The 11,666-nt window shown below is 57.8% G+C and carries 11 protein-coding genes; 8 read left to right on the top strand and 3 right to left on the bottom strand.

The window, feature by feature from the left end; translation table 11 throughout:
• Window position 1: 1 nt before the first annotated feature.
• From ACTHPM_RS19470 to ACTHPM_RS19505, 8 genes are all read left to right on the top strand, one after another.
• Window positions 2-451 (top strand): hemerythrin domain-containing protein, encoded by a 450-nt coding sequence (locus tag ACTHPM_RS19470; RefSeq protein ID WP_440397117.1) that lies wholly within the window; start codon window positions 2-4, stop codon window positions 449-451.
• Window positions 429-758, top strand: coding sequence for a hypothetical protein (locus tag ACTHPM_RS19475; RefSeq protein WP_440397116.1), 330 nt, complete (start codon window positions 429-431; stop codon window positions 756-758). The genes ACTHPM_RS19470 and ACTHPM_RS19475 overlap by 23 nt, the downstream gene beginning before the upstream one ends.
• A 56-nt stretch (window positions 759-814) precedes the next feature.
• Window positions 815-1,084 (top strand): hypothetical protein, encoded by a 270-nt coding sequence (locus tag ACTHPM_RS19480; RefSeq protein WP_440397115.1) that lies wholly within the window; start codon window positions 815-817, stop codon window positions 1,082-1,084.
• An 8-nt stretch (window positions 1,085-1,092) separates the two neighbouring features.
• A complete protein-coding gene (locus tag ACTHPM_RS19485) occupies window positions 1,093-4,776 on the top strand; it encodes a nitrate reductase subunit alpha (RefSeq protein ID WP_440397114.1) in 3,684 nt (1,227 codons plus the stop codon).
• On the top strand, window positions 4,766-6,265 hold the full coding sequence (narH, locus tag ACTHPM_RS19490) for a nitrate reductase subunit beta (RefSeq protein ID WP_440397113.1): 1,500 nt from the start codon (window positions 4,766-4,768) through the stop codon (window positions 6,263-6,265). Before ACTHPM_RS19485 ends, narH begins: the two co-directional genes overlap by 11 nt.
• Entirely contained in the window at window positions 6,265-6,936 is a 672-nt protein-coding gene (gene narJ, locus ACTHPM_RS19495; protein ID WP_440397112.1) for a nitrate reductase molybdenum cofactor assembly chaperone, read from the top strand. Before narH ends, narJ begins: the two co-directional genes overlap by 1 nt.
• A 1-nt stretch (window position 6,937) precedes the next feature.
• Window positions 6,938-7,663 carry a respiratory nitrate reductase subunit gamma gene (narI, locus tag ACTHPM_RS19500; protein ID WP_440397111.1) on the top strand — a complete coding sequence of 242 codons (726 nt, stop codon included), beginning with the start codon at window positions 6,938-6,940 and terminating at the stop codon, window positions 7,661-7,663.
• Window positions 7,664-7,943: 280 nt separating this feature from the next.
• Entirely contained in the window at window positions 7,944-9,443 is a 1,500-nt protein-coding gene (locus ACTHPM_RS19505; RefSeq protein WP_440397110.1) for an NAD(P)H-binding protein, read from the top strand.
• 127 nt (window positions 9,444-9,570) lie between these two features.
• Here the strand turns inward: ACTHPM_RS19505 and ACTHPM_RS19510 are convergent, their stop codons facing one another.
• The 3 genes from ACTHPM_RS19510 to ACTHPM_RS19520 form a co-directional block, all read right to left on the bottom strand.
• Window positions 9,571-10,071 carry an NUDIX domain-containing protein gene (locus tag ACTHPM_RS19510; protein ID WP_440397109.1) on the bottom strand — a complete coding sequence of 167 codons (501 nt, stop codon included), beginning with the start codon at window positions 10,069-10,071 and terminating at the stop codon, window positions 9,571-9,573.
• The gene (locus tag ACTHPM_RS19515) at window positions 10,068-10,472 is read right to left on the bottom strand and encodes a hypothetical protein (RefSeq protein ID WP_440397108.1); all 405 of its coding nucleotides are present in this window, start codon (window positions 10,470-10,472) and stop codon (window positions 10,068-10,070) included. Before ACTHPM_RS19515 ends, ACTHPM_RS19510 begins: the two co-directional genes overlap by 4 nt.
• Window positions 10,473-10,642: 170 nt before the next feature.
• Complete coding sequence (locus tag ACTHPM_RS19520) at window positions 10,643-11,626, bottom strand: potassium channel family protein (protein WP_440397107.1); 984 nt, start codon at window positions 11,624-11,626, stop codon at window positions 10,643-10,645.
• Between the last annotated feature and the right edge of the window lie 40 nt (window positions 11,627-11,666).

Here is an 11,666-nt window from a genome sequence, read left to right on the forward strand (position 1 = left end):
CATGTCAGGACCCGCATTAAGAAACGTAGATAGCCATGCCTCCATTCATGAGGCCGCTCTTGAGGAAGCCAGGGAGCTGACTGCCATGCTCGCACAATGCCTGAACGCGGGGGATGCGGACCGGGCGCTCGAGGTCGCCTTTGTGGCCATTGAGCACTGGGAGACCCGTACCCTCCAGCATGCGGCCAGCGAGGAAGAAGGATTGTACAGGGAGATGGCGCTTGCCCGTCCGGAACTGAGGGATACGATCATCTCGCTGACGCGGGATCACCAATTGATGAGGGAGCTTGCCCAAGACATCCGCGAGCTTCTGGCATCCGAAGGAGCTTCCATCGGCGTGTTGGACCGATTCCGCGCGATGATACGGATCGATGAAATTCATAACCGTGACGAAGAACGAATGATCGGCCATACGGAGGTGATGGGACATGCAGACGGAGAAGCAGTCTGAGCCGAATGCAAGCCTGAAGGAAAGGCCGCTGCAGTATCTCGCCCCCGAGCTGTACGACAAGCTGAAGCTGGAACTGGACCGCTGTAATCTGCATCCGTATGATGTCAAAGCGTCCGGCGCAGTTGTTCCCGGGGGCATCGAGGTCATTCTGCGTTACGGCGAAGGGCTCGCCTACCTGAAACGGCAGATATTCAACCGTGATTCGTCCACCGGATCGGCTGAAGAGCTTAGCGCCTTCTTCCGCGCCGCATGCGACGATATTCAGAAGGCGCTGGTTGCCGATTATTTCAAAATGATGAAGCCTTGAGTTGACTTCCCGGGCATTACTCCCTACCAATCCAAGCGAATAAAGGAGGCTGTTCCATGACGTCCGATTTTGAAGACGAAATTGTGAATCAGGATCGCGAGGATCTCTCCGCGGTTCTCAGCATGCGTTTCGGCGCCATTCCCGTCGAAGCCGCAGAGCTGATCGCAAACATTCATGATCCGAACCGGCTGCAGCGGCTTATCCTGGCGGCCTGTAATGCGCCTGAATGGAGCATTTTCTTCGATGAGCTGCAGGAAGACGGCAGCGCATTCAAGCTGACAGGGGAACGTTTCAATCCGATCACAATGACTTCCGGGAAAGGGTGAACTGAAGCGTGAGCAACAAGCAGAACAAGCTACTGCAATCCCTGAAGCACTTGAGACGGGGATCGAAAATCAATGACGGCTGGACCGAGGAGAGCACCAGCGGACGGGACTGGGAGAACCTGTACCGGGGCCGCTGGCAGCACGACAAGGTGGTTCGTTCCACACACGGGGTAAACTGCACCGGCTCCTGCAGCTGGAAGGTGTACGTCAAGGACGGAATCATTACCTGGGAAACCCAGCAGACCGACTATCCGTCCACGGGAGCCAACTTTCCGGAGTACGAGCCTCGGGGATGTCCCCGTGGCGCCAGCTTTTCATGGTACACGTACAGCCCGGCCCGGGTGAAATTCCCATATATCCGCGGGGACCTGCTGGAGCTATGGCAGGCCGAGACCGCACTCGGCTTCGACCCGGTGACCGCTTGGGGAAATATCATGAACGACCCGCAGAAGCGGGAGCGCTATGTAAAGTCACGGGGAAAAGGCGGCTTCGTGCGGATCGATTGGGACACCGTCTGCCAGATCATTGCCGCGGCTTCCATCCATACGATCCAAACCTACGGACCTGACCGTATCGTCGGCTTCAGTCCCATCCCGGCCATGTCGATGGTAAGCTACGCCGCGGGCTCGCGGTTTCTGTCCCTCATCGGCGGGACGATTCTCAGCTTCTATGATTGGTATGCCGATCTGCCGCCCGCATCCCCGCAAATTTGGGGCGAGCAAACCGACGTTCCTGAGAGCGGCGACTGGTATAACGCCAAGTATTTTATCATTTGGGGAACCAACCTTCCGCAAACGAGAACTCCGGATGCCCACTTTATGGTCGAAGCCCGCTACAACGGTACCAAGGTCGTCGGCGTCAGTCCGGACTATGCCGAATACGAAAAATTCGCGGATATTTGGCTTCCCGCCCGCGTCGGCACCGATGCCGCGCTCGCCATGGCGATGACCCATGTCATTCTGAAGGAATTTTACGTGGATCGCGAGACGCCGTACTTCCAGGAATACGTCAAAAAATTCACGGACCTTCCCTTCCTGGTGCTTATCCGCGAAGATGCCGGCGGCTGCCGGACAGACCGCTTCCTGCGGGCTTCGGATCTCGGGGATATGCAGGAGCTTGCCGAATGGAAAACACTCGTGTGGGATAGCCAGGCGGATGCCCCGTATGCCCCGAACGGAAGCCAGGGCTTCCGCTGGGATCAGCAGAGCAAATGGAATCTGGATCTGACAAGGGAGGACGGCTCGGAGGTGCAGCCTACCCTCTCCTTCATCGATCATGCCGATCAGGTCCTCCTGGTCGACTTCCCTTACTTTGCGGAGAAGGAAGGCGACATTGTCCGGCGGGGTGTGCCGGTCAAGCAAGTCCAAGGGGCAGACGGCCAGACGCTTACCTTTGCCACGGTGTACGACCTGATGATGGCCCATGTCGGAGTCGCGCGCGGCCTTCCCGGCGACTACCCTGCCGATTACGATGATCTGAAGCCCTATACGCCGGCCTGGCAGGAAGCCATTACGGGCGTAAACAAATCGCATGTCATCCAGGTTGCCCGCGAATTCGCCGATACCGCGGCGCGGACGGGCGGCAAGTCGATGATCGCGATGGGCGGCGGCACGAACCATTGGTATCACAGCGATCAAATCTACCGGGCCATTCTGAACCTGGTCCTGCTGACCGGAGCGCAGGGCGTGAACGGCGGCGGCTGGGCCCACTATGTGGGACAGGAGAAAGTGAGGCCCCTCGAAGGCTGGCAGCAGGTCGCGTTCGCCGGGGACTGGACCAAGCCGCCGCGGCTGCAGAACGGCACGTCCTTCTTCTACTTTGCCACCGAGCAGTTCCGGTACGAGTCCCGGGTGAACGAAGAGGAACAGACGCCATGGGGAGGCATGTACAACAAGAAGCATCCCGCCGACGTCAACGCGCTTGCCGCGAGGCTCGGCTGGCTGCCGTCCTTCCCGCAGTTCTCCCAGAACTCGATCGACCTCGTCAAGGAAGCCCGGGCCGGCGGCGCGGCAACCGACGAAGAAGCGGCAGCACGCATTGCCTCCCAGGCGGCTTCAGGCGAAATCGAGTGGGCGATCGAGCATCCGAACGACCCGCGCAACTTCCCGCGCGTCTTTTTCAATTGGCGTTCGAACCTGCTCGGGGACAGCGGCAAAGGGCATGAGTACTTTGCCAAGCATCTGATCGGGGCGGACAACAACGTGCTGACGGACACGGCCCATTCCTGGCAGCCGGAAGACGTTCATACCGATCCGGTGCCGCCGGAAGGCAAGACGGATCTGTTCGTCAGCATCGACTTCCGGATGACGAGCTCCGGCCTGTTCTCGGATATCGTGCTGCCTGCGGCGACCTGGTATGAGAAATCGGATCTCAGCAGCACGGACATGCATCCGTTCGTGCATCCGTTCAATCCCGCCATCTCCCCGCCTTGGCAGGCGAAGAGCGACTGGGATACGTTCCGGGAGATCGCCAAGGCGTTCTCGGAGCTTGCAGAGAAGCATCTGCCTGCATGCGAGGACGTCGTCATGTCCCCTCTTGCCCATGACACCCCGAGCGAGATCGCTCAGGCTTACGGCAAAATCAGCGATTGGCGCAAAGGCGACGTGCCCGCCATTCCGGGGAAGACGATGCCCTCCTTCCAGATCGTGCAGCGGGATTACCCGAACGTGTACCGGAAAATGACGACGATCGGCCCTAATATTAAAAAGGGCTATACCGTCAAAGGCGTTCACATCCCCGGCGAGAAGGTGTACGGCCAGCTGCTCGAACGGCTGGGCGTCTCCCGCCGCGAGGGCGTCGGACATGGGCAGCCCGATCTGCTGACGGACAAGCAGGCGATCGAAGCGATCCTGCTTATGTCGGGTGCGACCAACGGTCAGCGGGCCGTCGAGGGCTGGCGCTCCATGGAGGCCAAGACGGGCAAGAAGCTGGCCCCCATTGCGGAGCCGCGCGAGGAGGACGCCTATTCGCTCGCGGATCTCACCGTCCAGCCGCGGCCGGCCATTTCGGCGCCAGTCTGGAGCGGACTTGAGAAGGACAACCGCCGCTATTCTCCGTTCACGCTGAATACGGAATACAGCATTCCGTGGCGGACGGTGACGGGCAGGCAGAGCTTCTATCTTGATCACGAAATGATCCTGGACTTTGGCGAGGCGCTGCCGATTTACCTCCCGCCGCTGGCCCATGTTCCTTTCCTCAAGGGAGAAAAGGAAGTGTCCAATCCAGGCAAATCCTTGACGCTGCGCTATTTGACGCCTCACCAGAAATGGGGCATTCATACGATGTTCACCGAAACCAACCAGATGTCCACCTTGTTCCGCGGCTGGCAGGTCGTCTGGCTGAATGAAAAGGATGCGGCTTCCATCGGCATCCACGATAACGACTGGATCGAGGTCTACAACCGGAACGGCGCCGTCGTCGCCCGGGCCGTAACGACATACCGCATCCCCGAAGGCATCGCCTACATGTACCATGCGCAGGACCGGACGATGGGTGTGCCGGGGACGAGCATCAACAAGAAACGCGGGGGAACCCATAACAGCGTCACCCGGATTACGCTGAAGCCGACGCATATGATCGGCGGATACTCGCAGCTCAGCTACGGGTTCAACTACTATGGCCCGACAGGCAATCAAAGAGATACGATCACGATCATCAGACCGCTGAAGGAGGTTGATTGGCTTGAGGATTAAAGCACAGGTTGCCATGGTTATGAACCTTGATAAGTGCATCGGCTGCCATACCTGCTCCGTAACCTGCAAGAACACTTGGACGAACCGTCCCGGTGCCGAATACATGTGGTTCAACAACGTGGAAACGCGCCCGGGCCCAGGCTATCCGAAATCCTGGGAGGATACCGGAAAATACAAAGGCGGATGGGTGCTGCGCAACGGCCGTCTGTCCCTGCGGGCCGGCGGCCCAATCACCAAGCTCGCCAACATTTTCTATAATCCCGACATGGCCAAGCTTGATGACTTCTACGAACCCTGGACCTATGATTACCAGAGCTTGATCGACAGCCCCAAGCGGAATAACCTTCCGGTGGCACGGCCTGTCTCGATGATCACCGGCGAGCATATCGACAAGCCCGAATGGGGTCCCAACTGGGACGACGATCTGGCGGGCGGCAGCGAAGTCGTTCCGCTGGACCCGAGCGTGCAGAAGCTTCAGGAGCACATCGCGATGGAATATGAAAAGACCTTCATGATGTACCTTCCGCGGATTTGCGAGCACTGCCTCAATCCTTCCTGCGTCGCCTCCTGCCCTTCCGGCGCGCTCTACAAGCGCGAGGAGGACGGAATCGTGCTGGTCGATCAGGAAGCCTGCCGCGGTTGGCGCTTCTGCATGAACGGCTGCCCGTACCACAAGGTCTACTACAACTGGAACACGCACAAAGCCGAGAAGTGCAACTTCTGCTACCCGCGCACGGAAGCCGGGCTTGCCACCATCTGTTCGGAAACCTGCGTGGGCCGGATCCGGTATATCGGCGTCGTTCTCTATGACGCTGACAAGGTCAAGGAGGCGGCTTCCGTACCGGACCCGCAGGATTTGTACGAATCCCAGCTCTCCGTGTTCAAGGACCCGTTCGATCCGGAGGTGATTCAGGCAGCCCGGGAGGCCGGCATCAACGATGCATGGATCGATGCCGCCCAGCAGTCGCCGGTTTACAAGCTGGCGATGAAATGGAAAGTGGCGCTGCCGCTGCATCCGGAGTACCGGACGCTGCCGATGGTCTGGTACGTCCCTCCGCTCAGTCCGATCATGAACCATATCGACGAGGAGTCACTCCAGCAGGCGGATCACTACATTCCGGCCGTGGACCACATGCGGATTCCCGTGGAATACCTGGCCTCCCTCTTATCGGCTGGCGATACGTCTGTCGTGCGGCGTGTCCTCTTGAAAATGACGGCGATGCGCGTGCATATGCGCGATAAATCGGTCGGAGGCATGGATGAGCTACGCCACAGCCAGCTGCTGGAGGAAGCGGGGATGACGGTGGAAGACATCGAGGATATGGCCCGCCTGTTTGCGGTCGCCAAATACAACGAGCGCTTCGTCATCCCGACGGGGCGGCGGGAAATGGACGACAACCTCGCTTTTCAGCAGGGAGCGTGCAGCATCGAAGGCATCGCCCCGCCGGAAGGCGTCGTATCCTATCCTTTTGCAAGGGGGGAAGGCTGATGAACGACGAGCAAAGAATCATCCTGGCCGCCGTCTCGCGGGTCACGGGATATCCGGCCGACGGATTTCAGGAGGAGCTTGAAGAGATCATTGCGGCAATCGATTCAGAAGATGCGTTATCCGGAGCAATCCGGGGTGAGCTGACTACGGCACTGGAACAGCTGCGCCGCCTCCCGCTGAAGGAGCTGCAGGAAACGTACGTGGCCGCCTTCGATCTGAAAGAGGCTACGGGCCTTTATCTTACCGCGCATGAGCTGGGTGACAGCCGAGACCGGGGATCTTCGCTCATCCTGCTGCAGCATATTATGGCTGATGCCGGTTACGAGACGGCGGACGGGGAGCTGGCAGATTACATGCCTGCCCTGTACGAGCTGGTCGCGGCCGCGCCGGACAATGTCCATCTGCGCGCGCTTCAGCGCCGGCTGGCCGTAGCAGCCCAGCGGATTGCGGAGCATCTACCCGAGGGCCATCCGTACCTGCCTTTCTTCATCATCGCGATCCGGCATGTGTTCGGCGTACCGACGGAAGAGGATGTCCGGAAGCTTGAGCAATCCAGAGAGAAAACGGATCTCGCGGATATGCCGTATCCGCTCCTGTACGGCATGGATGGCATGGCGAGGTCGGATGCCGGCATGCATGCGATGAGCCCGTGCAAAGGAATGGAGGTATAACATGTCCGGGATATTCTGGTGGATCATCTTTCCCTACTTGACGATGACGGTTATGATCGTGGGGCTCCTCTACCGCTTTGCTTTCCGTCAGACGAGCTGGGCGGCGCCTTCGACGGAGGTATTCGAAAAGAAGATGCTCAAAGTGGGATCCCCCCTGTTCCATTACGGCATTATTTTCGCCTTCGTCGGGCATGTCATGGGTATGCTCATTCCACGTCGGGTATATTTGGGGCTTGGCGTGTCGGACGAGATCTATCATATCTTTGCCATTGCGGGCGGCGGATTGGCGGGGCTGATGGTGGTCGCGGGACTCGTGCTGCTGATCGTAAGGCGCCTGACGAGCGACCGGGTACGCCGCCAAGCCACATTTACGGATTATTTCTCGGGCTTGATGCTGCTGATCGTGGCCGGGCTCGGTACCTATTTGACGGTGATATACGATACGACGGTCGCGGCTTTCGAATACCGGACCTCAATCGGCCCCTGGTTCCGCAGCCTGTTCATCTTCCAGCCCCAATATGAGCTGATGGAGAATGTTCCGATCCTGTTCCAGCTTCATGTCGTCTCTGCGTTTCTGCTGTTTGCATCCATCCCGTTCACGAAGCTGGTACACATGTTTTCGCTGCCTATTCGGTACCCGGCTCGCGCGCCGCAGCAGTACCGTTCCCGGTCAGGCTATGCGGATAAGCCATACCGGAACAAAGCCCGAAATTCGGACCGCTTTTAATGATTAGATGGTTCCCTGGACAGCTGCCGAAGGCACATTGTTGTCGCCGGAGCCAAAGTCTTCCATACACATGTTCAGGGCCACTCGGCTCAGCCTCGTCATGGATGCCATTGACGCTGCTGGGCCGAGTGGTCCATTTTTTATGGGCCAGATAAGGATTCATGCCCAAACTCCCTGCAGAGGAGGAGTCATGAACCTATCCCCAAAAATAAAAGAAACCTCTTGTAACAAATGGGGTAATAACTTACATCACAAGTCCAATTTCAGGAGGTGGCATTTCATGCAGCCGGAAAAACCGCAGCGCAGACCGGTCATCGCCGTCACCGGGGCAACCGGGTACATCGGCCATAACCTGCTGCAAAGGCTGATCCCCCATGCCGACATCATAGCGCTGTCCCGCCATGGCGACCGTTATGAGAATACCGACCGGATCCAGTGGCGCTCGTGCGATTTTTTCTCGTTCGAGGATGCTGAAAAGGGGCTTCGAGGCGCCGATTACGCGGTTTATCTGATTCATTCGATGCTGCCTTCCGCGAAGCTGACGCAGGGGAGGTTCGAGGATATGGACGTCATCCTTGCCGAGCATTTTGCCCGGGCTGCCTACCGGAATGGCATAAAGCAGATCGTGTATTTGAGCGGAATCATCCCTCCGGATACACGCAAGGACGACCTGTCCCGGCATCTGCGCAGCCGCCTCGAGGTAGAGCAAGTACTCGGCTCTTATGGCGTGCCGGTTACGACGCTGCGCGCGGGTCTGATCGTTGGCCCGGAAGGCTCGTCCTTTCCGATTCTCGCCAAGCTGGTGCGCCGCCTGCCCGTCATGATTCTGCCTACCTGGACAAGAACGAAGACTCACCCGATCGCGCTCCCGGATGTGCTTGAAGCTTTTGTGCGCAGCATCGGCAACCGTGAGGTCTACAGCCAAGCGATCGACATTGGAGGCCCGGATGTCATGTCTTATAAAGATATGATACAGCAGACCGCGGCCATGCTGGGCAAACGCCGCAGGTTCTTTCCGGTACCCTTGCTGACGATCAAGCTCTCAAGGCTGTGGGTGACGCTGATTACCGGGGCTCCCAAAGAGATGGCTTACCCGCTCATCGAAAGCCTCGCCCACCCGATGGTTGCCCAGTCGCGGCATCTGGTCGAAGGCATCAGTTACGGCAGCATCGCGTATGAGGCGGCCGCCCGGGCGGCGCTTGAGGAAGAACGGCAAAAGAAGCTTGAAGAGAAGCGAGGTCGCAGTAACAGGAGCAGACATCCTCTTCGATCCCTGAGGCGCTCCCTCAAATCGGATGTCCGTTCCGTGCAAAGGATCTGCCTGCCGGAGGGCAAGGACGCGGACTGGCTGGCGGCTTATTATTTGGCCTGGCTTTCGCGCTTTGCCAAGCCGCTGATCCGCACGGAAACCGGCGCAGACGAAATCACGCGCATCTATATCCTCCTCAGCAGGAAGCCCTTGCTGGAGCTGGCCTTTGTCCGGTCACGAAGCCGGACGGATCATGCCATCTACCGGATTGCCGGCGGCTCTTTCGCGAACGTCAGGGATGCGCATCGCGGCCGGCTTGAGTTCCTTCAAATTCCGGGTACCCGCGAATGCATCGTTGCCATTCACGACTACATGCCATCCCTTCCGTGGTTTGTTTACAAATACTCGCAAGCCAAGGTTCACCTGGCGGTCATGCACCTGTTCAACCGCCACCTTCTTCGCCTGATCCGCCGGAACAAGCTGAAGGATGCCAAACGGCACAAGCATGCCGCGACCGTCAAAAGACCATGATGCCCCTCTCATCGCTCGCGGCCGGTTTAACATACACGTTCAGCGCCTTCGGATAACCTCATTGCGGATACCGTTGATGCGGCTGATCCGCTCGTCCCGTTCTTCGGTGGTCTTCAGCGGCCGGCATTTAACGCTGCCCTCCCCGCTGAAGCGCTTCGTCCAGAACCTGCCCGATCAGCCGGTGCTCGTCCACGACATGCTCGAACTCTTCCGGCTCGACCCAAATGCGGGACAAACATTCATGCTCGCGGTTGAAGGGAAGCACCTCCGTAATCTCCATCCGGTAAAACGGCTGATAGCCGATCATCGGGTACTTGCCGCCTGGGTCAAAATGCTCGTCTTCTTCATGACTGACCTCCATTTTACCGAGGTAGACCGCCGTTCCTTTCACGCTGCCCTCCTCCCAGGCTTCCCGGTGAAAGGCTTCCTCCGGCGTTTCTCCCGGCTCCACATGGCCTCCGGGTAGATTGAAGCCGCGGCCCTGCACATGCACGGCCAGCACAAGGCCCTGATGCAGGCATATGCCATGCACGCTCGTAACCAGCGAGGGATCGGGCTCCTCCTCTCCCGGTATCCAGGTCAGCTTGACTTTGTGTCCGTTCCAGTTTTCATATATGGATGGATTCATGGCTGTTCGTCCCTTTCTTTTAGAATGCGGATGCTCGCTGGCACCCTCGTAAAATGGGTAAGCTTGACTTCGACGATCTGATTCGCAAGAAGCTGATCACGCACCCCGGAAAGATGAATCCGCAGCCGTTTCAGCTTATCCTCCGTCGTCAAAATATGGATCAAGGTGCCTTCCTTGTTAATGATTTTGCCTTCAAACCGGTCCTGCCTACGCGTTACCATGTCATATATAATGAAAAACAGCGCCGCCAGACTCCCCAAGGCAACAAGAAAGGCAATCCAGGCGAGAATGGAGGGCTCATGAAGCCGTGCGCTGCCGAATATTTGAAAACCGGACATCCAGCACAGGTTCAAAAAGAGAATCAGGTAAACAAGCAAGCTGCTGTAGGGATTTAATTTCAATTGAAACGCCTCCTATACATGAGTCCTTCTCTAACTTACGATCGGCGTCGGATTTCTCTTTATGTATATGTTCGCGCATATGAAAACGCCCGCTGCACTTGCTTCCACAAGCCCGCCGGGCGTTTCCTGCTATCCTCATATGCTGCTATAGGCTGTAAAGTGCCGCTTCCCTATTTTCCGGCAATCCTCCGGTACGTTACCTCATCTGCCACCACATAAAGGCGGGCCTTCTGAGGTATGGGATCATTCAGCTTGCGGTTAATGGACATGTCGCTGCGGTCAGCCAGCAGGGTCGCTCCCTGCCGGAGCAAGTCCTGAAAGGCCTCTCCGTAGGTGCGCCACGCCGGATTCAGGGGAACCTCGTAAATATCGTCCCCCTGCTCCCGGCTGATCAGCTGGCTGATCACCGCCGAATTGCCCTCCTGCAAAGCGGCGCGAACCGCCAGGCTCGAAATGGCGTCATGCGACAGCACGAATTCATTGACCTGCACGAACCGGAAATTCTGGATATGCTTCTCATGCATGATCTCCACTGTAGTATGTACCTCCGGAGCGATCCGTTCGATGCTGGAGGCGGTCATCAGCGATTTGCCGTCGATCAGCGACGTATCCTCAATACGGGTGTCGGCGAAAATAATTGCCGCTCTGGCCCTTTCAAGCCCCGCTTTACGCAGAACATCCTCTGCCGAAGGATCGCCGCTGACAAAATGCACCTGATGCTGTTCCTCTATCGGATGCCGATCCGATTCGTCGATGATGACGATTTGAGCTTTTTCGTCATACGTCAAAATTTCCTGAACAGCGGATTTCGCCTTTCTGTTCCAATTCATAATGATGACATGGTTCCGGCCGTGATACGTCAACGTTCCTGCCTCCCTCTGCCGCTGAATGCCGCCTATGGAATCAATCACTTTGCCGATAACCAAGCTGAGCAGCCCAATGCCAAAGATGTACAGGAACAGCGTAAACAGCTTGCCCGAGACGGTGGTGGCGAAGAAATCGCCGTAGCCCACGGTCGCCATCGTCGTCATGACCCAGTACAAGGCATTGAACCAGTTGTGAAACGTTGTTGGCTCCAGAATGAACGCGATGGTTGCGCTGCAGGTGACGAACAAAAATATAATGAGTGCTATTGTCGTTTTGCGCATACGCATCATGCGGGTGGATAACCGGAGGAAAAAATGCACCTGCCTA

It is taken from the genome of Paenibacillus sp. SAFN-054 (assembly GCF_051966755.1).
In the GTDB taxonomy this organism is placed as follows: domain Bacteria; phylum Bacillota; class Bacilli; order Paenibacillales; family Paenibacillaceae; genus Paenibacillus_AQ.

Coding starts and splice junctions, on each gene's coding strand:
- ACTHPM_RS19470 (WP_440397117.1), top strand. CDS start 2: ATGTCAGGACCCGCATTAAGAAACGTAGATAGCCATGCCTCCATTCAT.
- ACTHPM_RS19475 (WP_440397116.1), top strand. CDS start 429: ATGCAGACGGAGAAGCAGTCTGAGCCGAATGCAAGCCTGAAGGAAAGG.
- ACTHPM_RS19480 (WP_440397115.1), top strand. CDS start 815: ATGACGTCCGATTTTGAAGACGAAATTGTGAATCAGGATCGCGAGGAT.
- narJ (WP_440397112.1), top strand. CDS start 6,265: ATGAACGACGAGCAAAGAATCATCCTGGCCGCCGTCTCGCGGGTCACG.
- narI (WP_440397111.1), top strand. CDS start 6,938: ATGTCCGGGATATTCTGGTGGATCATCTTTCCCTACTTGACGATGACG.
- ACTHPM_RS19505 (WP_440397110.1), top strand. CDS start 7,944: ATGCAGCCGGAAAAACCGCAGCGCAGACCGGTCATCGCCGTCACCGGG.
- ACTHPM_RS19510 (WP_440397109.1), bottom strand. CDS start 10,071: ATGAATCCATCCATATATGAAAACTGGAACGGACACAAAGTCAAGCTG.
- ACTHPM_RS19520 (WP_440397107.1), bottom strand. CDS start 11,626: ATGCGTATGCGCAAAACGACAATAGCACTCATTATATTTTTGTTCGTC.